Origin of the sequence: Variovorax paradoxus (assembly GCF_030811855.1) — a bacterium.
GTDB classification, from domain to species: domain Bacteria; phylum Pseudomonadota; class Gammaproteobacteria; order Burkholderiales; family Burkholderiaceae_C; genus Variovorax; species Variovorax paradoxus_L.
This window is the reverse complement of record NZ_JAUSRN010000001.1, coordinates 290,468-317,261: the sequence shown is the minus strand read 5'-3', so window position 1 is coordinate 317,261 and position 26,794 is coordinate 290,468. Positions and strand designations below refer to the sequence as shown.

At 62.3% G+C, this 26,794-nt stretch carries 27 protein-coding genes; 20 read left to right on the top strand and 7 right to left on the bottom strand.

Features of this window, described 5'->3' with window-relative positions; genetic code table 11:
• Window positions 1-13: 13 nt before the first annotated feature.
• Window positions 14-1,654: a thiamine pyrophosphate-dependent enzyme gene (locus tag J2X92_RS01705; protein WP_307572886.1), complete on the top strand. Its 1,641-nt coding sequence runs from the start codon at window positions 14-16 to the stop codon at window positions 1,652-1,654.
• 51 nt (window positions 1,655-1,705) lie between these two features.
• Here the strand turns inward: J2X92_RS01705 and pdxR are convergent, their stop codons facing one another.
• Complete coding sequence (gene pdxR, locus J2X92_RS01700; RefSeq protein ID WP_307572885.1) at window positions 1,706-3,229, bottom strand: MocR-like pyridoxine biosynthesis transcription factor PdxR; 1,524 nt, start codon at window positions 3,227-3,229, stop codon at window positions 1,706-1,708.
• Window positions 3,230-3,381: 152 nt separating this feature from the next.
• Here pdxR and J2X92_RS01695 point away from each other — a divergent pair, with 152 nt between their 5' ends.
• The 11 genes from J2X92_RS01695 (at window position 3,382) to J2X92_RS01645 (ending at window position 14,592) form a co-directional block, all read left to right on the top strand.
• Entirely contained in the window at window positions 3,382-3,552 is a 171-nt protein-coding gene (locus tag J2X92_RS01695; protein ID WP_373424765.1) for a rubredoxin, read from the top strand.
• A 54-nt stretch (window positions 3,553-3,606) separates the two neighbouring features.
• Window positions 3,607-4,248, top strand: a complete 642-nt coding sequence (locus tag J2X92_RS01690; RefSeq protein ID WP_307572883.1) for an FMN-binding negative transcriptional regulator — start codon at window positions 3,607-3,609, stop codon at window positions 4,246-4,248.
• Window positions 4,249-4,270: 22 nt separating this feature from the next.
• On the top strand, window positions 4,271-5,509 hold the full coding sequence (locus tag J2X92_RS01685) for an NAD(P)/FAD-dependent oxidoreductase (RefSeq protein WP_307572881.1): 1,239 nt from the start codon (window positions 4,271-4,273) through the stop codon (window positions 5,507-5,509).
• A gap of 112 nt (window positions 5,510-5,621) precedes the next feature.
• On the top strand, window positions 5,622-7,022 hold the full coding sequence (locus J2X92_RS01680; protein ID WP_307572879.1) for an amidase: 1,401 nt from the start codon (window positions 5,622-5,624) through the stop codon (window positions 7,020-7,022).
• Window positions 7,023-7,094: 72 nt separating this feature from the next.
• Window positions 7,095-8,294 carry an ABC transporter substrate-binding protein gene (locus J2X92_RS01675; protein WP_307572878.1) on the top strand — a complete coding sequence of 400 codons (1,200 nt, stop codon included), beginning with the start codon at window positions 7,095-7,097 and terminating at the stop codon, window positions 8,292-8,294.
• Between the two features lie 33 nt (window positions 8,295-8,327).
• The gene (locus tag J2X92_RS01670) at window positions 8,328-9,188 is read left to right on the top strand and encodes a branched-chain amino acid ABC transporter permease (RefSeq protein ID WP_307572876.1); all 861 of its coding nucleotides are present in this window, start codon (window positions 8,328-8,330) and stop codon (window positions 9,186-9,188) included.
• Window positions 9,189-9,191: 3 nt separating this feature from the next.
• Window positions 9,192-10,175 carry a branched-chain amino acid ABC transporter permease gene (locus tag J2X92_RS01665; RefSeq protein WP_307572875.1) on the top strand — a complete coding sequence of 328 codons (984 nt, stop codon included), beginning with the start codon at window positions 9,192-9,194 and terminating at the stop codon, window positions 10,173-10,175.
• Window positions 10,172-10,942: an ABC transporter ATP-binding protein gene (locus J2X92_RS01660; protein ID WP_307572873.1), complete on the top strand. Its 771-nt coding sequence runs from the start codon at window positions 10,172-10,174 to the stop codon at window positions 10,940-10,942. The genes J2X92_RS01665 and J2X92_RS01660 overlap by 4 nt, the downstream gene beginning before the upstream one ends.
• Window positions 10,939-11,640: an ABC transporter ATP-binding protein gene (locus tag J2X92_RS01655; protein WP_307572871.1), complete on the top strand. Its 702-nt coding sequence runs from the start codon at window positions 10,939-10,941 to the stop codon at window positions 11,638-11,640. Before J2X92_RS01660 ends, J2X92_RS01655 begins: the two co-directional genes overlap by 4 nt.
• Before the next feature lie 34 nt (window positions 11,641-11,674).
• Window positions 11,675-13,027: an aspartate aminotransferase family protein gene (locus J2X92_RS01650; protein WP_307572869.1), complete on the top strand. Its 1,353-nt coding sequence runs from the start codon at window positions 11,675-11,677 to the stop codon at window positions 13,025-13,027.
• Between the two features lie 53 nt (window positions 13,028-13,080).
• Window positions 13,081-14,592, top strand: a complete 1,512-nt coding sequence (locus J2X92_RS01645; RefSeq protein WP_307572867.1) for a CoA-acylating methylmalonate-semialdehyde dehydrogenase — start codon at window positions 13,081-13,083, stop codon at window positions 14,590-14,592.
• Window positions 14,593-14,604: 12 nt separating this feature from the next.
• Here J2X92_RS01645 and J2X92_RS01640 read toward each other — a convergent pair whose 3' ends face one another.
• Window positions 14,605-15,531: a LysR family transcriptional regulator gene (locus J2X92_RS01640; protein ID WP_307572865.1), complete on the bottom strand. Its 927-nt coding sequence runs from the start codon at window positions 15,529-15,531 to the stop codon at window positions 14,605-14,607.
• Between the two features lie 320 nt (window positions 15,532-15,851).
• Between J2X92_RS01640 and J2X92_RS01635 the strand changes: the two genes are divergently transcribed.
• From J2X92_RS01635 to J2X92_RS01620, 4 genes are all read left to right on the top strand, one after another.
• Entirely contained in the window at window positions 15,852-16,823 is a 972-nt protein-coding gene (locus tag J2X92_RS01635) for an NAD(P)H-dependent flavin oxidoreductase (RefSeq protein WP_307572864.1), read from the top strand.
• 12 nt (window positions 16,824-16,835) lie between these two features.
• Window positions 16,836-17,225, top strand: coding sequence for a tautomerase family protein (locus J2X92_RS01630; RefSeq protein ID WP_307572862.1), 390 nt, complete (start codon window positions 16,836-16,838; stop codon window positions 17,223-17,225).
• Between the two features lie 155 nt (window positions 17,226-17,380).
• Complete coding sequence (locus J2X92_RS01625) at window positions 17,381-17,623, top strand: DUF485 domain-containing protein (RefSeq protein ID WP_307572861.1); 243 nt, start codon at window positions 17,381-17,383, stop codon at window positions 17,621-17,623.
• 1 nt (window position 17,624) lies between these two features.
• Window positions 17,625-19,265, top strand: coding sequence for a sodium:solute symporter family transporter (locus J2X92_RS01620; protein ID WP_307572859.1), 1,641 nt, complete (start codon window positions 17,625-17,627; stop codon window positions 19,263-19,265).
• Here the strand turns inward: J2X92_RS01620 and J2X92_RS01615 are convergent.
• Window positions 19,206-20,609, bottom strand: a complete 1,404-nt coding sequence (locus tag J2X92_RS01615) for a heavy metal sensor histidine kinase (RefSeq protein WP_307572857.1) — start codon at window positions 20,607-20,609, stop codon at window positions 19,206-19,208. The two genes, J2X92_RS01620 and J2X92_RS01615, sit on opposite strands and share 60 nt — an antisense overlap.
• Window positions 20,606-21,277 (bottom strand): heavy metal response regulator transcription factor, encoded by a 672-nt coding sequence (locus J2X92_RS01610; RefSeq protein ID WP_307572856.1) that lies wholly within the window; start codon window positions 21,275-21,277, stop codon window positions 20,606-20,608. The genes J2X92_RS01615 and J2X92_RS01610 overlap by 4 nt, the downstream gene beginning before the upstream one ends.
• A 127-nt stretch (window positions 21,278-21,404) precedes the next feature.
• Between J2X92_RS01610 and J2X92_RS01605 the strand changes: the two genes are divergently transcribed.
• From J2X92_RS01605 to J2X92_RS01590, 4 genes are all read left to right on the top strand, one after another.
• A complete protein-coding gene (locus J2X92_RS01605) occupies window positions 21,405-22,037 on the top strand; it encodes a DUF5666 domain-containing protein (protein ID WP_307572854.1) in 633 nt (210 codons plus the stop codon).
• A gap of 14 nt (window positions 22,038-22,051) precedes the next feature.
• A complete protein-coding gene (locus tag J2X92_RS01600; RefSeq protein ID WP_307572852.1) occupies window positions 22,052-22,654 on the top strand; it encodes a cytochrome b/b6 domain-containing protein in 603 nt (200 codons plus the stop codon).
• Window positions 22,651-23,388, top strand: a complete 738-nt coding sequence (locus J2X92_RS01595; RefSeq protein ID WP_307572850.1) for a molybdopterin-dependent oxidoreductase — start codon at window positions 22,651-22,653, stop codon at window positions 23,386-23,388. The genes J2X92_RS01600 and J2X92_RS01595 overlap by 4 nt, the downstream gene beginning before the upstream one ends.
• Before the next feature lie 169 nt (window positions 23,389-23,557).
• Window positions 23,558-24,061, top strand: coding sequence for a nuclear transport factor 2 family protein (locus tag J2X92_RS01590; RefSeq protein WP_307572848.1), 504 nt, complete (start codon window positions 23,558-23,560; stop codon window positions 24,059-24,061).
• A gap of 64 nt (window positions 24,062-24,125) precedes the next feature.
• Here J2X92_RS01590 and J2X92_RS01585 read toward each other — a convergent pair whose 3' ends face one another.
• The 3 genes from J2X92_RS01585 to J2X92_RS01575 all read right to left on the bottom strand — a co-directional run bounded on the left by J2X92_RS01585 (window position 24,126) and on the right by J2X92_RS01575 (window position 26,615).
• On the bottom strand, window positions 24,126-24,467 hold the full coding sequence (locus tag J2X92_RS01585) for an antibiotic biosynthesis monooxygenase family protein (RefSeq protein WP_307572846.1): 342 nt from the start codon (window positions 24,465-24,467) through the stop codon (window positions 24,126-24,128).
• Between the two features lie 62 nt (window positions 24,468-24,529).
• Window positions 24,530-25,582 carry a molybdopterin-dependent oxidoreductase gene (locus tag J2X92_RS01580; protein WP_307572844.1) on the bottom strand — a complete coding sequence of 351 codons (1,053 nt, stop codon included), beginning with the start codon at window positions 25,580-25,582 and terminating at the stop codon, window positions 24,530-24,532.
• On the bottom strand, window positions 25,575-26,615 hold the full coding sequence (locus J2X92_RS01575) for a carbon-nitrogen hydrolase family protein (protein WP_307573818.1): 1,041 nt from the start codon (window positions 26,613-26,615) through the stop codon (window positions 25,575-25,577). The genes J2X92_RS01580 and J2X92_RS01575 overlap by 8 nt, the downstream gene beginning before the upstream one ends.
• Between the last annotated feature and the right edge of the window lie 179 nt (window positions 26,616-26,794).

Below are 26,794 nucleotides of genomic sequence, written 5' to 3'. Positions count from 1 at the left end.
AAGAAGGACGTTCATGACGTACAGAGTTGCCGAGGCCATCGTCGACAGCATGGTCGCGCACGGCGCGGACCGTGCATTCAGCGTTCCCGGTGAAAGCTTCCTTGCGCTCCTGGATGCGCTTCACGCGCGGGAGGACTTCGATCTGGTGACATGCCGGCACGAAGGATCCGCGGCCCTGGCCGCGATTGCGGACGCCAAGCTGACGGGCCGCGCCGGCATCGTCATGGCGAGCAGAGGGCCGGGGGCTTTCAATGCCGCGATCGGCGTCCACGTGGCGGCCGAAGAAGCGGTTCCGCTGATCCTCTTGATCGGCCAGGTCGAAACGCCGAACCTGGGCCGCGGCGCCGTCCAGGAAATCGATTCCGGCAAAGCTTTTTCCGGCTTGCTGAAATGGTCGGGGCGCATCGACAAGGCAGCGGCCGTTGCCGAAGTGATGGCCCGCGCCTTTGCCGCGGCTGCCTCGGGAACGCCGGGGCCGGTCGCTGTCGAGTTGCCCGAAGACGTGCTGACCGAACTGGTCGAGCGGCAGCCCGCGCGGGTTCACGGTGTCGCACGCGCCGAGGCGACCCTGGAGGATGCCGCGCGCGTGCGCGAGCTGATTTCCAAGGCCAGCCGGCCGATCCTGATCGTGGGTGGTGAGTGCCGGACCGATGATTTCCGCAACGATCTCCAGGCGCTCGTCGACCAGTGGAACATTCCCGTTGCCGTCACCAACAAGAACCAGGACCAGTTCTCCAACACAGACCCTCGCTGGGTGGGCCAACTGAGCTTCTTCACCTCGCCCGCGCACACGGCGCTCTTCAGCGAGGCCGACCTGATCGTTGCGATCGGCAGCCGCATGGGCGACGTGTCGTCCCTGGGTTTCGCGTTTCCGCGGCAGGGCGCCGATGCACAGAAGTTCGTTCACGTGTATCCCGATCCGGCCATGATCGGGCGCCATTTTTCGGCGGCACTGCCGATCGTCTCGACGGCGCATGGCTTCGTGCGTGCCGCATTGCGCCATGGCGGCTCCGGGGCGGTGTCGAGCCAGTGGCTCGAGCGGGTGCGCGTAACTGCCGACCGTGCGCACGGCTGGCAGCCACAGAATGCGGTGGCGAACGACGTCCTGGGCCACACGATCATGGCGCTTGCGCGCCTGGCCCAGAACGATGCAGTTTTGACGACCGATTCGGGCAACTTTGCAGCCTGGGTTCACCGCATCTTCAAGATGACGCCGGCGAACCGGCTGCTCGGTTCGGCTTGCGGAGCCATGGGAACGGGTGTCCCGGCCGGCATAGCGGCTGCCTTGCGCCACCCGGGGCGAGAAGTCCTCGCCTTCGTCGGCGACGGCGGATTTCTCATGAACGGCAACGAACTGATCACCGCGATCGACAGAAGTCTGAACCTGCGCGTGGTGGTGTCGAACAACGGGTCATACGGCACCATCCGCACCCATCAGCAGCGGCACTTTCCTCATCGCATCAGCGGCACCGACCTGGCGAATCCCGGCTTTGCAAAACTAGCCGAGGCGTTCGGCGCCCGTGGATTCAGGATCGAGCACTCCAGGGATGCCGCAGGCATCGTCGAGCAAGCCATGAGCGTCGAGGGACCGGCGTTGATCGAAGTCTGCAGCGATCCGGACATGTCGGTGGAACGCTCTCTCAAGTGGGAGTGAGCGCAGGTCCGTTCTCTTGGCCTGCGATTCTGGCGATCGATGACGGCCCTTTTATCGGATCGTGCTCCGGACCCTGCGCCGTCCTGTTGGAGCGGCAGCAGTGATGATGGATGCCAGTCGCCGCGCGGCGTCCGCAATCTGATCGGCAGTGAATGCTCCCAGGCCCAGGATCAAGCCTGAACGTTCGCTGCCTTCCGCGTACATGCGAGACACTGGTCGCACAGCCACGCCGGCTCTGGCGGCCTGAACGGAAACGGCCTGATCGTCAATGCCAGGCGCCAGCCAGAGCACCGAGTGCATGCCCTGATCGCTGGGTTGCAGCCATGCCAATTCGCTGGGAAGCAGGTCCTGAAAAAGCTGAGAAAGCTGGCTGCGGCATTCTCCATAGACGCCTCGGATCCGTCGGATGTGCCGATCCAGATGCCCCTCGGCGATGAAAGCCGCCAAGACATGCTGATCCGCGCTCGGTGGATGGCGGTCCAACAGCATGCGAGCACCACAGAATGCGTCGACCAGTCTCGGAGGCACGATGGCATATCCGAGCCGCAGCGATGGAAAGAGGATCTTGCTGAATGTCCCCAGGTAGATCACATGGTCAGGATCCAGGCCTTGCAACGCCGGAAATGGATGTCCCGCGTATCGCAACTCGCTGTCATAGTCGTCTTCCACGACCCAGGCTGCATTTGTGCGTGCCCAGGTCAGCAGGGCGTTTCGGCGCGCCATGCTCAAAGGCATGCCCAAAGGGTACTGATGCGATGGGGTCACAAACGCGGCGCGCGCATCGGGTCTCAAGCGCAAGCCCTCGTCGACGATCAAACCTTCCGAATCGACCGGCACGCGCACCATGCGGCCTTTCGGCCCCAAGGTTTCCAATATTGCCGTGATGCCCCAATAGGCCGGGTTCTCGACCCACGCATAGTCTTCGTTGCCGAGCAGCACCAGGCAAGCCAGATACAGCCCTTGTTGAGTGCCGGTCGTCACAATGATTTGAGCAGGGTCACAACGCACTGAGCGAGACCGTCGCACATATTCTGCGATCGCCTGGCGCAGAGGCAGGGCGCCCTGAGGGTCTCCATAGCCGCTTGGCCCCCCCTTGCCGCGCGCGCGAATCTGGTTTCCCAGGCGGCGCCAGACCTCGCCGGGAGCGGCAGCGCCGGCAGGCACTGACACAGCAAAAGGCACCGGTGGCAACGGCATGAACTGCCGAGCGATCTGGGCGAACGCCGCGGAAGGCAAGGGCAGTGGCAGAGGCTTGGCGCTCGCCTTGCTTTCGCGCGCGTCGGCTGCAACCAATGGCATGTCAGCCAAAGATGCGGCAACGCGCGTGCTGCCGCCTTGTTCGGCCTCGAGAAATCCCTCGGCAATCAGCTGTTCGAAAGCCTCGAGGACGGTACCGCGTGCGACTCCCAGGGACTTGGCGAGCGCGCGCGTCGACGGGAGGATCTCGCCGGCTTGGAGGTCGCCTCTCTTGACCGCCTGACGCAGCTTATGGGCGAGCTGCCGTCCGAGACCGCCGGCCTCCCGGTCAAGTTGCCCGAGCGCTGGAACTTCCGGCGTCTTGGCTGTCCGTGGCATTGGATTCTGGTCTCCTGAGATAAGTGAATACTGGTCCATCTCACTGAACCTGAATACACCATACTACTTTTTGACGACGGCTTGTTTTCGAAGCCGGCATGACATGAGCGAGGCACCCCATGAGTGATTGCGCAACCGAGAAGAACCAAGCCGTGGCCTTCAAGAGCTGGCTTTGTGTGCTCTGTGGATTCGAGTACCACGAAGAGCAAGGCCTGCCTGGGGAAGGCATCGCATCCGGAACGCGCTGGGAGGATGTGCCGAACGATTGGATGTGCCCTGAATGCGGTGCCGGCAAAGCCGATTTCGAAATGATCGAGATCTGAATCGAGCCTGGTCGAAGTTTTCCGTCCTCAGCAACCAATTACGGAGATAGAGATATGTACGTTCCTGCCCACTTCGATGAATCGCGCCCTGAAGTTCTGCACGACCTGATCGTCAAGAATCCACTGGGTATTTTGTTTACGCACGGAAAAAGTGGCTTGGATGCCAACCATATTCCGTTCGAGCTGGACGCCAAGGAGGGATCCAAAGTAGTGCTGCACTCGCACGTCGCGCGCAACAACCCGGTGTGGCAGGACATCGTCAGCGGCGACGAAGTGATGGTTGTGTTTCGGGCCGGGGATTCGTACATCTCGCCCCAGTGGTATCCCAGCAAGCTCGAATTTCACAAGCAGGTGCCCAGCTGGAACTACATCGTGGTCCATGCCTACGGGCGCGCCACGATTCGGGACGATGAGCGATATGTCCGTGGCATGGTGGCCCGGCTCACCCGCACTCACGAGGCGTCGCAGCCAACGCCATGGAAGATGACCGATGGTCCCAAGGACTACATCGACACGATGCTCAAGGCGATCGTCGGAATCGAGATCGAGGTAACGCGTTTGGTGGGCAAGGCCAAGCTGAGCCAGAACAAGGAGGTGCGCGATATCCAAAGCGCCGGGGAAGCCCTGAATGCGAAAGGCGAGCGGGTGATTGGTGACGCCATGCTGGCGTGCGCACAAGCCAAGGCAGCACAGTAAAGACGGGCGCGAAGAGAAAGCCATGACCACTTGCCAAGAGCCCATCGTGATCGTTGGCGCAGGTCATAGCGGATCCCGAGCCGCCGCTGCTCTTCGCAAGCATGGTTGGACGGGGGGTATCAGCCTGATTGGTGAGGAGAGTTGCCTTCCTTACGATCGCCCCCCGCTGTCCAAGGCGGTGCTTCTAGGCAAGAAAACAGGCGAACAATGCACCTTCTACGCTGACTCCTGGTACGCGGAGAATGAAATCGATCTGCAGCTTGCCCAAAGTGTCACTCGCATCGATCGAGATACTGGGCGCGCGATCCTGGAAGGCGGGCGGGAGATCGCCTACCACCGGCTTCTGCTGGCAACGGGGGCGAGCATCAATCCGCTCACGGTGCCAGGTTCGGATCTGATCGGGGTATTGCCGCTGCGCACGCCCCAGCATGCAAAAGCGATTGCGGACTCACTGCAACGTGGCTGCCGCCTGGTGGTCATCGGCGCCGGCGTGATTGGCCTGGAGGTTGCTGCCGCGGCTCTGGAACGCGGTTGTACGGTCACGGTGCTGGAGCGCGCACCGCAAGCAATGGGCAGGAGTGTGCCGGCGATCGTCTCGGATGCAGTGGTGGCTGAGCATCAACGACGAAGCGTGGATGTCCGGTTCGGTGTCGGGATCGTGGCACTCGAGGGGACGGACAGGGTGCAGGCCGTTCGCCTTTCGACCGGCGAGGCGGTGGCAAGTGACATCGTGGTCTATGGCCTTGGTGTTCGACCGAATGTCGATCTGGCTGCAACGGCAGGTTTGGCAACCGACAACGGCATACGGACAAATCAGTTTCTTCGAACTGACGACGAACGAATTTTTTCGTGCGGTGATGTGTGCTGTTACGACAGCCAACTTTACGGGCGGGCCGTAAGGATAGAAAACTGGCGCAATGCCGAGGATCAAGCAGACACTGCGGCCCGAAACATGCTCGGCCAGCAACTTGAGTTTGATGCGGTGCCTTGGTTCTGGAGCAATCAGTACGACTTCGCACTCCAGGTCGCAGGACTTCCCTCCCTGGGCTCCACAACCAAGGTCGAGACGATTGGACGTTCGCGACTTTTTCTCTCCTCCGATGCCGAGGGAGTTCTGCGCGGCGTGAGCGCAATCGGCTCAGTTCGGGACATTGCAGGCCCCATCAAAGAATTCAAAGGCGTGCTTGCACGGACTTCAAGCCGCGGATCGTCTGCTTCGGAAGGTCCTCCCCCCAAGCCCCCCGACTGCGCGCACGCATAGCACCGTGCTTCGCTGGAATCCATTCACCATGGCGGTTGGACATCGCCAGGGGAAGCCGCGTCCGCTCTAAATCTTTTCAGCGCATTCGAATACATGTCAGTTGGAAAATTTCATGAAGCAAATCAGCTCGCCTCTCTTGGATGCCGATCCACTTTGCCGCCTCGGCGTGGCGGAACTGACCGCGCTGTATCGCTCAGGCGAAGTCTCGCCCGTGGAGGTCGCGCGTGCATCCCTCGCCAGGGCCGAAGCGATCAACAGGCCCTTCAACGCATTCACGTACATCGATCACAACGGCGCGATGGAGCAGGCTCGTGCGTCCGAACAGCGCTGGCGGACAGGCACCCCGCTGTCGCCGATCGATGGCATTCCGACGACGATCAAGGACATCGTCTGGGTCAAGGGCTGGGTGGTCCGCTTCGGCAGTCTGACAACGCAGCCCCAACCACAACATGAGGACGCACCAGCGGTCGAGCGACTGCGCTGCTCCGGGGCCGTTCTCCTGGGCCTGACCACCACGCCCGAGTTCGGGTGGAAGGCGGTCACGGACAGTCCGTCGAGCGGTATCACGCGCAATCCCTGGATGCCTCGCGTGACCGCCGGAGGATCGTCTGGTGGTGCGGCCGTGGCGGCCGCCACCGGCGCCGGTGTCCTTCATCTCGCCACGGACGGCGGGGGATCGGCGCGCGTTCCTGCGTCCTTCACCGCAACGGTGGGATTCAAGCCGACCTACGCGAGCGTTCCCACCTTTCCGGTAAGTGCGTTCGGAACCCTGTCCCACATCGGATCCATTGCCAGATCCGTTGCTGACGCAGAGGCCATGTTCAGGGTGATGGCGGGCAGGGACATGCGCGACTGGACCCAATGCGCGCATGGCCCCACATCGCCTCACTCCGGCCAGACCGCGCTCGCCGGCACGCGAGTTGGCTACTGGTCAGAGCCCGCGACGGGGAAAGTCGAACCAGAGGTCATGCAGATCGTCGAGCGAGCCGTTCGCCGAATCGAACGCGCCGGCGCCTGCGTAGAGCCCGTGCAACTGCCTCGCAACGACGTCCTGGACATTTTCAAGCACCACTGGCTCTGTGGTGCAGCAGCCCGCATCGACTCGATACCGGAGCAAGACCGAAGCCGCATTGACCCCGGCTTGCTGGAGGCCGCACGCGACGGCCGAAAGATGACCCCGGGCCTCGTTTCTGCGCAGATGCGGCGGGCCGAGTTCGGCAGCGCAATGGATCGGTTGCTGCACGATTACCACGTCCTCGTCTCGCCCGCCACGGCAGTGGCCCCCTTCGAGGCGGGTCACGAGGTGCCGCCGGGCAGCGGCATGACCCGATGGACCGATTGGACCGGCTTCAGCTTTCCCGTCAATCTGAGCCAGCAACCCGCCATCGTGATCCCTTGCGGGCTGACTGCGGACGGCCGCCCGGTCGGCATTCAACTGGTCGGGGCCCGAGGCGAAGACAGCCGATTGCTTTCGGTAGCGGGCGCCGTCGCGCAACTTCTCAACTCGCCATAGGTTCCCTCGCGGCGATTCCCGGTTCGCCGCGGCCGTCGTCACTTTCCCCAACTGAAACTTCAAAGAGAAAATATGAATAGACGTGACCTACTAGCGCTGGCCGCGGCCGGCATTGCCCCGGTGTCGCTTTCCCGCGTAGCTTCGGCGCAGGCGGCCGACGGGATCGAGTTCGGGGCGCCTTTCCCCATGTCGGGCCCATTTGCCGTCAACGGCAAGTATGGGGAACTCGGTGTTCGCATGGCAATCCAGCGGTATGGGACCGTCATCGGTCGTCGCCTCGCGTACAGCGTGTTTGACACGGAGGCAAAGCCGGCGACGGCGGTGCGCAAGGTGCAGGAGGCTGCGCAGCAAAAGAACACCAAGTTCTTTGTCGGCGGGATCCTGTCCCCCGAAGCTCTGGCGATGGGCAAAGAAGTCCACCGACTCGGAGGCGTCTTCTTCTGCTATTCCGGTGCAGACGAGATCACGGGCAAGGAATGCAATTCGGCGACGTTCCGGTGGCCCGTGCCTGCCTATGGCGCCGTCGCACAGACGGTGCGGCCACTCATCGAGGCACAGCCCAAGGCGAAGCGCTGGTACACCATCACCGCCCAATACGTCTTTGGCGAAGGAATGCTGGCTGCCACCAAGGATGTGCTGAAGGAAAAGGGCGTGGAGCTGGTCGGCAACAGCTACCACTCGCTGGCGGAGAAAGAGTTCAGCGGCTATCTGACCAATGCCATGGCGGCCAAGCCGGACGTCCTGGTGTTGCTCAACTTCGGTACGCAGTCAACCGATGCGCTGCGCCAAGCCATCAGCTTCGGGCTGCACAAGAAAATGACGATCCTTGTGCCTTGGACGTCCGGGTTGGAGCAGTTCCAGTCGCTCGGCGCAGAGTCCACCGAGGGCATCTACTTCGGGGCGCAGTACTGGCACAGCGTCGATTCTCCGACCAACCGCGAGCTGATCACGCAGGTCACCAGAGAGCTGAAGGTCACGCCGAACTACACCTTGGCCGCTGCGTTCATCTGCACCAAATGCGTCATTGACGCGATCGCCAAGGCGGGTTCGACCGAGCCGAAGGCGGTGATCTCGGCGCTGGAAGGCATGAAGTTCGAGGGCCTCACGGGGCAGGAGCAAATCCGCAAGGAAGACCACCAGGTCATCAAAGACTACTACCTGCTTCGCGGCAAGGCCAAGAAGCAGATGAAGGATGCGGACGACTATGTGGATGTCGTCAGTTCCGGACAGTCGTTCCTGAGCGTTGAACAAGCCGGCTGCAAGCTGAGCTGAAAAGCCGGCCGCGAACTACCGGAGTCGCCGTATATGAGTGTTTACCTTCTGCAGACTGTCAACGGCATCGGAATAGGAATGTTGTACTTCCTGCTGGCCGTTGGGCTGTCCATCGTCTTCGGCTTGCTCCGATTCGTCAATTTTGCCCACGGCGTTTTCTATCTGCTGGGGGCATATTTTTGCTTCGAGGCCGTCAGGCAAGGAATGAGCTTCTGGGCCGCCTTGCTCGTGGTTCCGCTCTTCGTCGCGGCCGTTGGGTGGGTTGCCGAGAAGACCCTGCTGCGGCATATCTACGCCAAGCCGCACGAGTTCCATATCCTCATCACGGTGGGCGTCGCGCTGATCATCCAGGAACTGGTCATCGTGCAATGGGGACCGCTGGGTGACAGCGTGGCGGTTCCGCCGAGCCTGGAGGGTGTGGTCATGTGGGGCGACTTCATCTATCCCAAGTACCGGCTCTTCGTGATCGGAGTGACAGCCGGTTTGGCGGTATTGCTTTGGTGGGTGCTCGAAGGCACTCGCCTGGGCAGTGCGGTGCGCGCCGGGAGCGAGTCGCCCGAGATGGTCTCGCTGCTCGGCATCAACGTCTTTCGTCTCTTCAGTCTGGTTTTCGCTCTCGGTGCGGCGACGGCGGCGATTGCGGGTGTCCTTGCGGCGCCCATCCGGGGTGTCGAACCATTCATGGGGATCGAGGCGCTCGCTGTCGCGTTCGTTGTCGTGGTAGTCGGTGGCCTGGGAAGTTTCACGGGAGCACTCGTCGGCGGCATTCTCATCGGCGTAGTGCAGAGCGTGATGAGCACCCTTTGGCCTGAGGGTGCCCGTCTGATGATCTACGTTGCCATGGCTGCGGTTCTGCTGCTGCGCCCCAATGGCCTGCTTGGAAAGGGAGCCTGAACCATGCGCCGAAACATCGATATCGCAGTTGCTCTTGGCGTAGTTGTGGCACTGCCGCTTCTGTTGAGTTCAGGCTCCTTGGCCAGCGAGATCCTCATCTACGCGCTGGCTGTTCTGGGATGCAATCTGCTGCTGGGCTATACCGGCCTGCTGTCCTTCGGGCAGGGCATTTTCTTCGGACTCGGAAGCTACACGATCGGCCTCATGCTGACTCGCACCGGGCTGCCCATGCCCCTTGCGCTGGTTGCCTCGATCATTCTTGGTGGCCTCGCCGCGGGGCTGGTCGGGATCGTGTCGATTCGACAGAAGGGGACCTACTTCGTCATGCTGACGCTTGCCTTCGCGCAGATGTTCTACTTTCTGGCCTATAGCGTTCCATCCCTGACGGGGGGCGACAACGGGCTGCTCAACATTCCGAGACCGCCGGTGTCTGCGTTCGGAGTGGTTCTCTGGGACAACACCACGGCGTGGCAGTTCTATGCGATGGTGGCGGTCATCTTCCTGTTGGTCTTCGTCGCTCTGCACCGGGTGACGACATCGATCTTCGGGCGCACGTTGCTGGCAATCCGCGACAACGAGGTGCGCGCCAGCGCCATTGGCTACAACGTACCGCGCTTCAAACTGCTCGCTTTCGTGCTCTCGGGTGCGGTGACCGCGCTGGCCGGCGCACTCAACGCGATGATGGTCGGCGTCGCACCACTCGCGAACGCCGAATTTCACGTGAGTGAAATGATCCTCGTGATGACGGTGATCGGTGGTGCCGGCAATCTGGCCGCTTCGTTGATCGGTGCCCTGTTCTACGTGCTTGCGGCCGATTGGCTGTCGACACTGTGGCCGCGCTGGCTGATGTTGCTGGGCGTGCTGCTCGTGGTCATCAGCCTGGGCATGCAGCGCGGCTTGTGGGGCCTCATCGAAGACGGCTTTCTCGCCTTGACGGCGCGGTTCAAGCGGACCGGTGAAATCCGAGTCGAGGAGAAGCAGGTATGAGCACGGAATTCCTTCTGGAAGCACGGCAGGTTACCAAGCACTACGGCAAGTTCGTGGCCCTTGGCGGCGTGGACCTGCGCGTGAAACGCAACACGGTGCACTCCGTCATCGGCCCCAACGGTGCCGGCAAGACGACACTGTTCCACATGCTCACCGGCACGCTGGGTGTGACCGGTGGCAGCATTGCCTTCGATGGCCAGGACGTCACCCGTGAACCCGGCCACGTCCGCGTGCGCAGGGGCATGGCCAGATCGTTCCAGGTCACGAGCCTGTTCCCCACGCTGACAGTGCGCGAGAACTTGCGCCTTGCGGCGCAGGGCGTGAACGCAAGAAGGGCGTTCAATCTCTGGCGTTCACCGCAGGGCCGCTGGTCTTGCGCAGAGATGGTAGACCGAGTGATCGAGCGCCTTGGTCTGCGGAATCAGGAGCGTACAGCGGCTGGTTCCCTGTCGCATGGTCAGCAGCGTCGATTGGAGGTCGGCATGGCCCTGGCGGCCGAGCCCAAAGCCATCTTTCTGGACGAACCCACCTCCGGCATGGGGATCGACGATCTGGACGATATGAAGACGCTGATCGCCGATCTGGGGCGCGACTACACCGTCGTTTTGATCGAGCACAACATGGGAATCGTCATGGACATATCGCACACAGTGACGGTGATGCAGCAGGGACGGGTGCTGGTCGAGGGAACGCCTCAGTCGGTGCGTGATGACGAACGCGTGCGAACCGCCTATCTCGGAAGCATGATCACCGGAGGCCGCAAATGATTCTTCGCCTGGATCGGTTGCATAGCCACTATGGCAAAAGTCACATCCTGCAAGGCGTTGACCTTCAGATCGGCAACGGCGAACTGGTAACCCTGCTCGGCCGCAATGGGGCCGGCAAGTCCACCACGCTCAAGACGATCGCCGGCGCTGTTCGCGCCACGGGCGGCAAGATCGTGTTTGGAGGCGTCGAGTTGCAAGACTTGCCTTCTCACCAGATCGCTTCCCGCGGTGTTTGCCTGGTGCCCGAAGATCGAGGAATCTTCAAGCTGCTGTCGGTCGAAGAAAACCTCCTGCTCGGTCAGCGCCGAGGTTCTCCATGGTCGCTGACCGACATCTACAAGATCTTTCCGCGCCTGCGCGAGCGCCGAAAGAACGGGGGAGGGCAGCTCTCCGGTGGGGAGCAGCAGATGCTCTCGATCGGACGCGCACTGCTCAACAACCCCAGGCTTCTGATGCTGGATGAGCCGGTCGAGGGACTGGCCCCGGTCATTGTCGAAGAGATCGTTGCCCAGCTCAAGGAGATCCGGCGTGCCGGCGTCGCAGTTCTGCTGGTGGAACAGAACCTCGAAGTCTGCACCCAGCTCGCTGATCGGCACTATGTGATCGAGCAAGGAACGATCGTGTACCAGGGCAGCAACGCGCAGTTCTTGGCCGACGATGCCGTCAAGGATCGATACCTCAGCGTCGGCGCGACCTGATCAACGGAATTCACATCTTCAACTGGAAGCAGCCATGCATTCTTTTCAAGAAAAGCGTCAACAACCGTCCCTCAGCCTGGATCCGCAATGGATCGACGCCTGCTGGATGCCATTCACCGGCAATCGCCAGTTCAAGGAATCGCCCCGGGTCATCGTTGAAGCCAAGGGAGCGTACTTCACGGATATGGATGGCCGGAAGATCTTCGATGGGCTCTCAGGTCTGTGGTGCTCGGGGTTGGGGCACGGCCGAGACGAAATCTCCGAAGCAGTCTCCAAGCAGATTGCGAAGCTGGATTACTCGCCTGCTTTCCAGCACGGTCATCCTGCCCAATTCGAGCTCGCGAACAAGATCAAGGCGCTCATGCCGCAAGGGCTGGACCATGTGTTCTTCACCAGCTCCGGATCGGAGGCTGTGGATACCGCGCTGAAGCTGGCACGTGCCTACTGGCGCCTGCGGGGGCAAGGAACCAAGACCCGCTTCATCGGTCGGCAAAAGGGCTATCACGGGGTCAATTTCGGGGGGATATCTGTTGGCGGCCTCGGCGGCAACCGCAAGCTCTTTGGCCCCGGTGTCGACGCTGACCATCTTGCTCACACACAGCTTGCAAGCAACGCCTTTGTTCGCGGGCTACCTCAGGATGGCGCCGAGCTTGCCAACGAACTGATCGACCTGATCGCCTTGCATGATGCGTCGAACATTGCCGCAGTGATCGTCGAGCCGATCTCCGGTTCCGCCGGCGTGATCCTGCCGCCCAAGGGTTATCTGCAGCGGCTGCGGGAGATCTGCACGGCGCACGACATCCTGTTGATCTTCGACGAGGTCATCACCGGATTCGGCCGTCTTGGCGCGATGACGGGTGCGGAAGCATTCGGGGTTGTGCCGGACATGATGACCATCGCCAAGCAGGTGACGAATGGCGCACAGCCATTGGCCGCTGTTGTTGCCTCGGGTAACGTCTACGATACTTTCATGGGAGTGGCGTCCCCTGACTTTGCGGTCGAGTTTCCTCACGGTTATACCTATTCGGCCCATCCGGTCGCTTGCGCGGCAGGGATCGCGACGCTTGACGTGATTGTGAACGACGAGATCGTTGCTCGAGCGGCGGCCTTGGCTCCCTACTTCGAAGATGCGGTGCATTCACTTGCCCAGGCGAAGCATGTCATCGATATCCGCAACTTTGGATTGGCTGCTGGCATCGGCATAGCTGCCACCCCCGACGCGCCTGGCCGGCGGCCCTACGACATTGCCAGGGCGTGCTGGAGCAAAGGCTTCTATGTGCGTCAGGGCGCGGATTCCATCCAGCTTGCACCGCCGTTTATCTCGGAGAAGGCGGAGATCGATCGCCTCGTGGAGGCCCTTCATGACGCCCTCGCCGAAACGCATTGATGCATGACGCTGCGAAGTGACGGAGACCTCTTCAGTTTTCCATGAGGACATTCATGAGTATTTCCACTATCAACCACTTCATCGGCGGCACTGTTGTCGCAGGTACGTCGACCCGTACCCAGGAGGTGAGCAACCCCGCCACGGGATGGGTAACCGGCCGAGTGGCATTGGCCAACCGCACCGACGTCGACGCGGCGGTGGCTGCTGCCCAGGCTGCGTTTCCCAAGTGGTCCGACACGCCACCGATCCGTCGCGCGCGAGTGCTGTTCAAGTTCCTGGAGCTGCTCAACAAGAACAGGGATGAGCTGGCGCATGCGATTACCTTCGAGCACGGCAAGGTATTCACTGACGCGCAGGGCGAGGTCTCGCGCGGCATCGACATCGTCGAGTTCGCCTGCGGCATTCCGCAGCTGCTCAAGGGCGACTTCACCGACCAGGTCTCCACCGGCATCGACAACTGGACGCTGCGCCAGCCGCTCGGCGTGGTGGCGGGCATCACGCCCTTCAACTTCCCGGTGATGGTGCCGTGCTGGATGTTCCCGGTGGCCATTGCCGCGGGCAATACGTTCGTGCTCAAGCCAAGTCCCACCGATCCGACGCCCTCGCTGCTGCTCGCCGATTTGTTCAAGCAAGCGGGTCTGCCCGATGGCGTGTTCAACGTGGTGCAGGGCGACAAGGCCGCGGTCGATGCGCTGCTCGAGCACCCCGACGTCAAGGCCATCAGCTTCGTCGGCTCCACGCCCATTGCCAACTACATCTACGAAACCGGCGCCCGCAACGGCAAGCGCGTGCAGGCGCTCGGCGGCGCGAAGAACCACATGGTGGTCATGCCCGATGCCGACATCGACCAGACGGTGGATGCGCTGATCGGCGCCGGCTACGGCTCGGCCGGCGAGCGCTGCATGGCGATCAGCGTGGCGGTGCTGGTGGGCGACGTGGCCGACAAGATCATTCCCAAGCTCGTCGAACGCACGAAGACGCTCCAGGTGCTCGACGGCGAGAACCTGGCGGCCGAGATGGGCCCGATCGTCACGCGCGCGGCGCATGAGCGCATCACGGGCTACATCGCCCAGGGCGAAAAAGAAGGCGCAAAGCTGCTGGTCGATGGCCGCCAGTTCGATGGCAGCAAGGCAGGCGCCGGCTGCGGCGATGGCTTCTGGATGGGCGGCACGCTGTTCGACCATGTCACGCCCGAGATGCGCATCTACAAGGAAGAAATCTTCGGCCCCGTGCTCTCTTGCGTGCGCGTGGCCAACTTCAAGGACGCGGTCGACCTGGTCAACGACCATGAGTTTGGCAACGGCGTGAGCTGCTTCACGCGCGACGGCAACGTGGCACGCGAGTTCAGCCGCCGCATCCAGGTGGGCATGGTCGGCATCAACGTGCCGATCCCCGTGCCGATGGCATGGCACGGCTTCGGCGGCTGGAAGCGCTCGCTCTTCGGCGACATGCATGCCTACGGCGAGGAAGGTGTTCGCTTCTACACCAAGCAGAAGTCGATCATGCAGCGCTGGCCCGAGAGCATCGGCAAGGGTGCCGAGTTCGTGATGCCCACGGCGAAGTAGAGCCCAACTCGTTCACTGAGCAGCCACCGGCTCAAACATGTTGCTCACCGGAAAATCGCCAAGCTGGCGCAGTGCGGGACGCGCCAGGCACTCCCGAAACATCCGCATCGCGGTTGACTCGAAGGCGTCTCGACGTGTGACGAGCAGCGTTGGCGCCCGGGAGATCGAGGCATCGATTTCGTGCACGACCAGGCGTTCGTGTGCAAACGACCGTGCGACCACATACCGAGGAAGCAGGGTAACGCCGACGTCGGCGCCGACGCAGCCCAGAATGCCCTCCAGCGTCCCGAACTCGAGCCGCCGATAGGACGGACGACCGAGCTGGACGAGCAACTGCTCGAGGCGCTGACGGTATGAGCAGCCCGCCCGGAACATGAGTGCGGTCAGCGGCGCGGCCTCATTGCGCAGAGCCGCGAGGTTGGGCCAGCGCCGCGACGTGACCAGGACCAGTTCCTCATCGAAGATCTTCTCGGCCTTCAGCCGGGGGTGATCGATCGGCCCCGCAACAAATGCGCCGTCCACCTCGTTGTCGATGACGCTCTGGATCAGCTCGGCCGTGGGCCCGGTGCGCACGACCAGCTCGACGGCCGGATGGCGGGCGTTGAACTGACCCAGGATTTCCGGCAGACGCACCGCGATGGTTGTCTCCATGGAGCCGATCACCAGCGGCCCTCTGGCCTGGCCGTCGTCGCGTGCGTTGGCCGTAGCTTCCTGCAGCAGTGCCACCGCACGAGAGGCGTAAGGCAACAGGCGCATGCCAGCGCTGGTGAGGGCGACGCCGCGGCTGTGGCGTTCGAACAGCGGCACACCCACCTCGTCCTCGAGCGCCTTGATGCGACTGGTGACGTTGGACTGGACCGTGTGAAGTTCCTTTGCCGCCTTGGTGATGCCCGCGCAGCGAGCCACTGCTGCGAACGTCGTGAGATCGCCAACTTCCATATGCATCTCCAGATCAGATCGAAATAGCTGACGATTCAATCAGCAAGCAGCTTCCGCAAGATGCGTACCTGCAAAAAGCCGGGCGTGCCGAGCAAGTTGGTGCGAATGCGCCCCACCGTTGGGCATCGTAGGCAGTTTTGGTCGGATCTAGCCCATGGTTAGCCCTAAGTGCATCGGAAGGACGAGGCACCGACGTCGTCGCCAGAACGACCGGCAAGCAATCTGTTCTATAGATTGCCAGCATCAAAACAAATCGTTTCTCAGGATTCGATCAGCTTCCTAGCATCCGGGCCTTCCACCACCCCATGTCGAGGAGACCCATGCTCACCAACCGCTTCACCGAAAAGTTCGACCTGCAACATCCCATCGCTCTTGCGCCCATGGACCCTGCCTCCGGCGGCGCGCTCGCCGCGGCGGTGTCGAATGCCGGCGCACTCGGCCTCCTGGGCGGTGGATACGGAAGTCACGACGTCCTGGAGCGTGAATTCGCCCTGGCTGGCGATGCGTCCATTGGCTGCGGCTTCATCACCTGGTCGATGGCGCGGGATGTGTCGCTGCTCGACAGGGCGCTGGCGCGCCGGCCCCGATGCCTGATGCTCTCGTTCTCCGATCCCGAGCCTTTCGCCGCAAGGGTGCATGCGGCGAAAATTCCGCTGATCTGCCAAGTGCAGACGCTCGAGCACGTGCAGCGCGCACTCGACGTCGGCGCGGCTGTCGTCGTGGCGCAGGGAACGGAGGCGGGGGGGCACGGCTTCGACCGGCAAACCACGATGACCTTCGTGCCGGAAGTCGCCGACTACCTCGCTGCGAAAAGTCCGGAAACGATCCTGCTTGCCGCTGGAGGCATCGCAGACGGACGCGGCCTGGCGGCGGCATTGATGCTGGGTGCCGACGGCGTCTTGATGGGCAGCCGCTTCTGGGCAACCCAAGAGGCCCTTATTCACGCCAACGCCAAGGCGCGCGTGACGCAGGCGCGCGGCTCGCAGACGATTCGCACCTCCGTGTATGACATCGTGCGCGGAAAGGCCTGGCCGAAGGAATACACCGGCCGCCTCATGCGCAACGACTTCATTCATCGCTGGCACGGGAACGAAGAGGCGCTTCGGGGCCTGCGTGAATCGGAACTGCGCGCCGTCGAGGCGGCCCATGAGTCCGGCGACTATGACTGCGCGAACGTCACCGTGGGACAGGCCATTGGCCTGATCGACGACATCCCGTCGGCGGCCGATGTCGTGCGCCGCACCGCCCGGCAAGCGCACGAGATCATCAACAACACGCAACGCTGCATCTGAGAGGCATTGCAAATGCCACTCTTGAAGTTCGACGTCATTCAAGGACGAGACGACGAGCAGCTGCGAGCGCTCCTCGACAGCGCACACGTGGCGATGGTGGAAGCGTTCAAGGTGCCGCTCTCCGACCGCTATCAATGTGTGACGCAGCATCGACCGAATGAACTCGTGATCCACGACACAGGGCTGAATCTCCCGCGCTCGAACAGCGTGGTGCTGCTGACCGTTGTCACCCGGCCCCGATCCGACATGCAGAAGAGAGACTTCTACCGACTGCTCGTCGCCAACCTGCACAGGGACTGCGGCCTGCGCGCGGAAGACGTGGTGGTCAGCCTCGTTGAGAACAAGGACGCGGACTGGTCCTTCGGCCTTGGGGAGGCCCAGTTCCTGACAGGGGCGCTCTAGCTCAGAGCCCACGAGGCCGTCCGCCTTGGTGCAAGCAATGCACCTTCATCTGGCATCTGGACAACGGATCGGTCTCATCGAAATTAATCGTTTCTTCCACCTCGAGCGCATCGATATGGTTGCGCCCGGATCGAATCAATTTGACGGAGATTTTCATGCGTCGCGACCTCAACGATGGAGGCGGCGAATCGCTGGGCTTCGGCCTGGCGCTCACCGCCGTGCAGGTTCTTGTCTACTTTACGTTTGTGCTGATGTGCTGTTTCAACGCGAGAGGAATGGCATTCGCGGTGCCTGTGCTCGACATCCCTTTCGCATTCGCCTTCGGTCTGCTTGTGATCCTGTGCGGGATCGTGTTGACCGTCATCTACGTTGTTCGAACCAATCGGATGGATGTCTGATATGAAGAAATTGATTGCTGCGTTCGCAGCTTCGGCTTCGGCGACCCATGCATTGGCGGCGGGAGGAGCCATTGGCTCTCCCTCCGCAACCTCTGTATTTCTTTTCCTCTCTGTCATTTCGATCACGCTCGCCATCACATGGTGGGCAGCACGCCGCACGTCATCGACCAGCGACTTCTACGCGGCGGGAGGACGCATCTCCGGATTCCAGAACGGACTGGCGATCACCGGCGATGCCTTGTCCGCTGGCGCATTTCTCGGCTTGACCGCGCTGGTCTTCTCGAGCGGGTTCGACGGCCTGATCTACGCCATTGGCTACACGACGGGCTTGCCGATCGTGGTGTTCCTGATGGCGGGAAAGCTTCGCCAGCTGGGGAAATACACCTTCACCGACGTCGTTTGCTCAAGGCTCAGTGGCAGTGCCATACGGGTGTTTTCCGCGTGCGCCTCGCTGATCATTGTCGCGTTCTACCTCATCGCCCAGATGGTGGGCGCCGGGCAGCTGATTCAATTGCTCTTCGGCATCGACTACAACCTCGCCATCGTGCTGGTCGGTGTGTTGATGGTGCTGTACGTCGTCTTTGGTGGAATGATGGCCACGACGTGGGTTCAGATCATCAAGGCCGTGTTGATGCTCGGCGTTGGAGCGGCAATCACGTTCCTTGTGTGGAAGCAGTTTGGCTTCAGCATGAGCGCCTTGCTGCGCAAGGCGGTCGAGGTGCATCCAGGAAAGGACGCAATCCTCTCGCCGACGTCTTTTGCCAAGGATCCGCTGTCAGGGCTTTCGCTCGGTATTGCGCTGATGCTTGGTACCGCAGGCCTGCCTCATGTGCTCATGCGCTTCTTCACCGTGCCCGATGCCAAGGCTGCGCGCACGTCGGTTCTCTGGGCAACCATCTTCATGAACTGTTTCTATGCCATGATTTTCATCATCGGCTTCGGCGCACTTGCTTTGCTTCGCACGCATCCGGAATACATGGACGCGAAAGGCTTGTTGATTGGCGGCAGCAATACGGCTGCGCTGCATCTGTCCCACATCCTTGGCGGCGAGATCATGTTCGGGCTGGTTTCTGCCGTCGCGTTCGCCACCATCCTGGCGGTTGTTGCTGGCCTGACTCTGTCTGGCGCTTCGGCGATCAGTCATGACATCTACGGCGCGCTGTTTCGGCACAGGATGGCCGGCGCTCGGGAGGAAATCCGGATCGTTCGTGTGGCCACAGTCGGATTGGGACTTTTTGCGATTGCGCTCGGCATTGCGTTCAAGGGGCAGAACGTCGCGTACATGATCAGCTTGGCGTTCTCGATCGCCTGCTCGTCGACATTTCCGGTGCTGGTTCTTGCGATCTACTGGAAGCGCCTCACAGCGACCGGTGCGGTGGTTGGGGGAAGCGTGGGACTGTTGTCTTCGCTGCTGCTGACGGTGCTTGGGCCGGCGATCTGGGTCAAGGTGCTTGGACACGCGAGCCCGGTGTTCCCGATAGATCCGCCTGCTTTGGTCACTGTTCCTCTTGCCTTTTTAGGCTGCGCGATTGCCAGCCTTTACTGGGCACGGACGGAGCCGACGCCAGGGGACCTGCGGCACTCACCCCCTCATCGCGGGAAAGCGCAACTCGAACCGAATCAGGCCGGGCGCGGGGCATGAAGCGCACACTTCGCCGCCGTGCAACGCCATGATTGCTTTGACGATCGCAAGCCCGAGGCCGTTGGATTCGGTGTAGCTGCGTGCTGCGTCGCCTCGGTAGAAGCGGTCGAACAGGCGCCCGAGCTGTTCGGGCGGGACCGGCGCCCCTTCGTTCTCGACAGCTATCTTCGCCATGTCGCCGTCTTGCGCACCGATCAGCCGCACGGTCGTCCCCCGTGTGCCGTGGCGCACTGCATTCACGACAAGGTTGTTGACCGCACGCCGGCAGAGCGCGGCGTTGACGAAGGCCACACCGCTTGCTTGCACTTCGAACCGAAGCCCGTTCTCATCGGCAGGGCCTTCAAAGTATTCGGCGATCTTCTCAAGCTCGGCATGCAGCGCAATCGGAGCTCGCTCGATCGTCAACGATGCATGATCGGCTTGCGCGAGGAATAGGATGTTCTCCGCAATCTGGCCCAACCGGTTCAGCTCTTCGAGGTTCGATTCAAGAAGGTGCTGGTACTCATCGGCGCTGCGAGCCCGTTGCAGCGCGACCTGCGTCTGTCCGATCAGCGCGCCGACGGGGGTGCGGATCTCGTGCGCCAGATCGGCCGAGAACTGCGAAAGACGCTCATAGCCGGTGGCGATGCGGTCAAGCATGGCGTTGAACGCGACGACCATGTGCTGCACTTCGAGCGGCGCGTCATGCTCTGGCAGCCGCACGGCGAGATTGATCGGGTTGATCAAGGCCGCCTTGCCGGCAACCCGGTGCAGCGGCCTTAAGCCGTGCCGCAGCACCAGATACGCAAGAATGGTCGAAGCGAGCATCGCGATCACGGCGCTGAGGATGACGCGATCTCGGTTGGCGCGAATCATCTTCACCTCGTTGGTCAACGGGTGGCCGGCCACCACTTCCACCACATCGCCATTGCGGCCCGAACGCGCGAGCGCCGCGACCCAATGCATCGGCACGCCATCCGCCGTCGGGGTGTTCAGCACGTTCCCGATCGCCAGATCGCGATCGACCGCTACCGCGGCGAGCGTGCCGGGCACCGGAAAACGGCAGGGGTTGACGTCGATGAAAGGCGCCTCGCCGGGGCGGCGCAGCAGCAGCACATCGCTCTCGGCACCAAGCATGGCCGTGAACAGCGACGGCCGCTCGTGCAGGTCAGCGATCGTCTGCACGTTGCCCACCAGGCGACGGAAGTGCTCAACGCGACCGATCAGCCGCGTGTCCAGCTGCTCGGTGATCGCCGACCGCGCGGAATAAAAAAAGTAGGCCCCCAGCATGCCGGTGACCGTGCACGTGATCAGGGCAAGCAGCAGGGTGGCGCGCACTGCCAGCGATCGCGGCAGCCACCTCATGGCGCGTCGCCGAACGAATAGCCGATGCTGCGCACCGTGTGGATCAGCTTTTTCTCGAACGGCTGATCGATCTTCGCGCGAAGGCGCTTGATCGCGACGTCGACGACATTGGTGTCGCTGTCGAAGTTCATGTCCCACACTTCGGAGGCGATCAGCGTGCGCGAGAGCGCCTCGCTCTGCCGCTTGATCAGCAGTTGCAGCAGAAGGAACTCCTTGTTCGTCAGCGCAATCTCTTTGCCTTCGCGAGTGACCTTGCGGCGCAGGGCGTCAACCTTCAGATCGGCGAACTCGTAGAACTCGGCTTCGCGCACGATACCCCGGCGCAGCAGCGTGCGAATGCGCAGTACCAGTTCGATGAACGAGAAGGGCTTGACGAGATAGTCGTCGGCGCCGAGTTCAAGGCCGCGGATGCGGTCGTCCAGGCGGTCGCGCGCAGTGAGGAAGAGCACAGGCAGGTCCCGCTTGTCGCGCAAGGCCTGCATGATCTGCCAGCCGTCGATGCCGGGCAGCATCACGTCAAGTACGACGAGGTCGTAGGCGTGCTCAAGCGCCATGTGCAGCCCGTCCGTTCCGGTGCGCGCAAGGTCCACGGCGTAGCCGCTTTCCTTCAGGCCCTTCTTCAGGTAGTCGCCCGTCTTCGGGTCGTCTTCGATAACAAGGATGCTCATGGGAGTGTGTTTGCCATTCTCTCTCGCGGTGCGGCGCCGGTTCATGACTTTTTTGTCATCCGAATGTCATGCCCATGAGCACGGGCGATCCCTAGAGTGACCTGTCTTCATTCTCTACGGCTCATTCATGAACACCAGATTCGGAAAACTCCTTCGGACCTTCGCCCTCCCGACCTTGATGAGCGCCGGCCTGCTCGGCGCCAGTTACGCCGTGCACGCCCAGACGCCGCCGCCGGTCGGTGTGCGCGGCGCGATCACCGCCGTCAGCGACGATGCGATCAAAGTCCGCACCAACCGCGGCGAAGACCTGACGGTCAAGATCAACAGCAACACGCAGGTTCGCGCGGTCACGCTCGCCAAGGTGAGCGACATCAAGCCCGGCAGCTACATCGGAACGGCGGCGACTCCGCTGCCCGACGGTTCTCTGAAAGCGCTTGAAGTGCATGTTTTCCCGCCTGCGATGGTGGGCACCGGGGATGGTCACCGCGCCTGGGATTTAGCGCCCAAAAGCACCATGACCAACGGCACGGTCGGCGACCTCGTCGCGACCAACGGCCGTACCCTGACTCTCAAGTACAAGGGCGGCGAGAAGAAGATCGTCGTGCCGGATGACGTGCCGATCGTTAACCTCGAACCCGGCGACCGCTCGTTGCTCACGGTGGGCACCAAAGTTGTCTTGTTCGCGACGAAGGAAGCCGATTCAAGCCTGTCCGCCAACTTCATCTCTGCAGGCAAGGACGGCGTGACTCCGCCGATGTGACGATGAAGAGCACGATGATTCATCCGCTGGCGGTGCGCGCCGCCCACTGGGTCAACGCGTTCGCGATGACCTGCATGCTGATGAGCGGTTGGACGATCTACAACGCGTCGCCGATCCTGCCCTTCCAGTTCCCCGCCTGGACGACGCTTGGCGGTTGGCTCGGTGGCGCCATTGCGTGGCACCTTGCGGCGATGTGGCTGCTCGTCGCGAACGGCCTGCTGTATATGCTTTACGGCATCGCCAGCGGCCACTTCCGTCGGGATTTTTTCCCGATTCGCGCCAGTGAGTTGCTGCGCGACACCGGACGTGCGCTGACGCTACGGCTCCCGCATGAAGTCGGCCGCTACAACGCAGTGCAGCGCTTCGCCTATGTCATCGTGCTGCTGTTTGGTGTGCTCGTCGTCGCATCGGGGCTGGCGATCTGGAAGCCTGTGCAACTGGTATGGCTGGCCGGCCTTTTTGGTGGCTTCGATTTCGCGCGCAAGGTGCACTTCGCGGCAATGGCCGGCATCGTCGGCTTCATCGCGATCCATCTGCTGCTCGTCCTCCTCGTGCCGCGCACGCTGCTGCCGATGGTCATCGGACGTGCGCGGGCCTCTCACCGTACCGCCTCATGATCAAGCTCTCCGATCACAAGACGCAGATCGTGAACCTCGAGCGACGGCTGCTGCTTCGTTCGTCGCTGTCGATTGGCGCGCTCTCGATGCTGTCGGGCTGCAACCTGCAGGACGACGACCAGGTCGACAAGGTCCTGTGGGCGCTGTCGCGCTGGAACGACCGCGTGCAGGCCCGCCTCTTCAGCGGCAGCCGCCTCGCGCCAACCTATGCGGCAAGCCAGGTCACGAAGCCGTTCCCGTTCAACGCGTTCTACCCAGAGTTCGACGCGCCCCAAGTCGACTTGTCGAGCTGGCGGCTTGAAGTCTCGGGACTCGTCGCCGACAAGACGGCGTGGACCGCCGAGCGCCTGCGCACGCTGCCGCAAGCGCGGCAGATCACGCGCCATATCTGTATCGAGGGCTGGAGCGCCATCGGCGACTGGCGCGGCGTGCCGCTCAAGACCTTCCTGCAGCGCATCGGCGCGGACACGTCGGCGCGCTTCGTCGGCTTCAAATGTGCCGACCGCTATCACTCGAGCCTCGACATGGCCAGCGCGCTGCACCCGCAGACGCTGCTTGCGCTCGACTTTGGCAACGAAGCGCTGCCGACGTCCAATGGCTTCCCACTGCGGTTGAGTGTTCCGACCAAGCTCGGATTCAAGAGCGCGAAGCACGTCGCCGCGATCTTCGTTTCCAACACGAATCCCGGAGGCTATTGGGAAGACCAGGGATACAACTGGTTCAGCGGAATATGACATCGGCAACTCGTGGCGGGGCCGCCGCCCGCCAGTACAAGTCGCGCGATGCCCGGAGGGCCTTTGAGACGTGTTCAGAATCTCTTCATCGGCCTTTTTTGAGCACAAAGGCCGCACTGATCGTCTATAACGGCTGCGGTCCAGAGACCCTCAACAACTGCCTTGATCCATGAAGAACCCTCTGTTCGCACATCTGCTCTTTGCGCTTGCCGCTGGCTTGCCCCTCGCCGCGGCAGCACAGGTTCCGGTTCAGCCGGCCGCCGACCAGGAGGCGCTCCTGGCGAGCGCTGATCCGGTGCTGCGGGCCAACAAGCGCCTGGTCTACGATTTCTGGCGTGAGGTCTTCGAGGCGGGCCAGGTGACGCAGGCGGAAAAGTACGTTGCCGAGTCCTACATCCAGCACAACCCCAACGTGCCCACCGGCCGTGCAGCCATGGTGGGATTCATCTCGCGACGGACTCCGACGCCTCTGCCGGTAGAGGCTCGCATCAAGGCACCGCTGGTGTCGATCGTCGCCGAGCGCGACACGGTGATCCTGAGCTTCGTGCGCGAATACCCCGAACCGCAGGACGCAACTCGAAAGTACACGACCACCTGGTTCGACATGTTCCGCCTCGAGAACGGCAAGATCGTCGAGCACTGGGACGGTGCCGTGAAGCCGCCGAAACCCTGATCGCTGTAAAAAAGAAAGACGGCAGCGTCCGGTCAAGTGTTTTGATTGACTTGGTGTTTGCCGGTCAGCTGCTGTGTGAGGCCGCGGTGCCATCGGCGAGCGGGTGCGGAATGCCGCCATCACCATAGCAGCGGACAACCTGTGCAATGACGACCTGGTAACCCTTGAGCCAACGCGCCTGGCGCTGCTTTGCAGCGATGTGTGCAGGGTGCCCGATGAGTTCCTGGAGCGCCTCCATCGTCTTCCAGTAGTACACGTTGGAGACGAGTCCTGTTGCAGGGTTCTCCCAGCTTTCTTCGCCAAGGTAGCCGGGGATGGATTTGGCGAGCTGTGCAATGACGTTGTCCAAGGCATGGAACTCGTCGTCGAACTCGCCTGTTGCGAATGTGAAGGTGGATGTGTACATGTGTCGTGCAGGCCTTGTCAGTTCGCTCCGCTGGCGTTGCGCATCAATTCCGACATTTTCGTTCAAGAGCCGGATAGAACCCGCTGGATCTGGACCGAGTGGGCCGCGCTTCGTTCTCCGCTCAATGGCTGCATCGATCCATCGGCGTCCCGTGCTCTCGCGATGATGCTCACTAGGCCCGGCGTCCGCGGTAGTGCAAGCGTTGCCGCGAACTGCTGCCATTCGAATTCTCGGCGGGGCCGGACCTCGGCCTCTTGCCAGGTTGCCCCGCCATCAGCGCTGAGCGCCACGCCGCCGATGCTGATGTTGCTCCAGGCCCAGCCCTTGACTTCCACAGCATCCGTGGAGATGGTGTCGCCGGGTGCCGGGTGGGTGATCATCGAATTGGGCTCGACAGCCCACACCGGCTCTCGATCGACTTTGCCTTCATGCTCGCTGTCGCGGTTGTACCAAAGGGTCGTGAAGGGGGAGTTCGCACGCCGGCCTTGGACCGACAGCCGACAGAGCCACTTCGTCATGTTGGTGCCGAACCAGCCTGGCACGACCAGACGAACAGGGCCGCCCCGCTCGCGGGTCAGGGGTGCGCCATTCATCTCGTAAGCCACGAGCACCTCGTGAGACAGCGCTTTCGAAATCGGCAGATCCTTGCGATACCGGTTCATTTTGCGACCGCCGAATTCGCCGCTGTCCAAGCCGTCCGACCAGACATGGGTGGCACCCGCCTCGAGCTGCGCTTGCTCGAGCAGCACAGCCAGCGGCACACCCGTCCACCGGACGTTGCCTACCCGCCAGAGATTGCCTTCGGCCGGCACCAGGGGGCTGCCAAAGCACTCGTGGAAGGCCGTGACGGAGGCCGATGGAAGCCGCCGGAGTCCGTCCAGCCCGATCGAGAAAGGCCTGCGGACGAGCCCGTCCACCTGCAGTCGCCAGCGCTTGGCATCGACGTCGACGGCCTCCATGTGGATGGTTTCGAAGAGCTGCGCATCGGATGTGATGAAGTCGCGCAGCGCCGCAGGCGCCGGTGGCGGCTTCAGGTGGAATCCGGGAGACCGGCCAATGACGACTGAGCGCTCCGCTCCTTCAGGCAGCGGTGGCAGGAAATCGGCGCTACTCATCCAGCACCCCGGCAGTCATCTCATCGTCGAGCAGCCGCGGAAACTGCGGATCGGATGGCCCTGACCACGCGACCGGCTCGTGGCGGCGGCGTTCGACTCCGAGCGAGAAGACGTCGAATCGGTTGTAGTAGCCCACCACGTCATGGAACTGCTTTGGCTCGATGCACTTGTTCAGGTCGAACTCGGCATAGGCGATCCCTTCCTCGTTCTGAAGCGTGTCGCCGATCTGCGTGCCGGTAGGGTCCACAAACATCGATGCGGCGCGTGGCGTGCCGTCGACCACTTCTGCCACCGCCGGATCGCGGTCCACCAGGAAGTCACGCATCGCCTTGTCCATGAAGCTCGCGCAGACGATTCCGAACGCCTTGGCTTCGAACGAATGGGCGGACGCCCGGATGCGGTTTGCCGCAACATTGTCGAAGTTTCCACCTCCCGTTGGCTTGCGCGTGGGCCACATCGGAGGCCAGCTGGATATATGAATCTGCTCCGCCTGCGCCATGAGCGAGAAGCGTGCGAGCGGGTTGGTGTTCTCGCCGCAGATCAGCCCGCCGATGCGCCCGAAGCGGGTCTCGGCGACGCGAAGCCCCTGTCCATCGCCCGCCGCCCAAACCAGCTTCTCGTAGAAGGTCGGCACCAGCTTGCGATGATGGTTGAGCAACTCGCCCGTCTCGCCGATCAGGATGTTCGAGTTCCAGATGCAGCCGGCGCTGACGGTGCTGCGTTCACTGATGCCCATCGACACGCACACCCCAAAGCGCTTGGCGGCCGCGGCAATCAAGGCCACCTCGGGCCCCGGCACGTAGACGCTGTTCTCGACCATGGCCTCGAACAGGTCGTGGTTGTAGATCGGCGCCCATAAGGCCGCCCACACCGGGAACGCCGGAATGTAGGTTTCCGGGAACGCGATCACCTGCGCGCCATGAAGGGCGGCCTCCTTGATGATGGACACGGCCTTTTCGGTCGTGGCGGTCTTGTCGAGCAGCACCGGCGCTGCGTGGGCGGCGGCAACCTTCACCCGGGGCAATGAGCTCATTTCAGGTACTCGCTGTGCGTTGCTGAGGCCCACAGGATAGTTGCGGGTACAGCCGCACAGATGCTCGAAAAACGCAATGAGAGGTGCGTTTTTGCAGGCTCCACTGGATCGAAGTCCCTGAACCTCTTGAATGTTTCCAATCCATGCAAGTTCGTGCGAATGGCAATCGTCGATTCAAG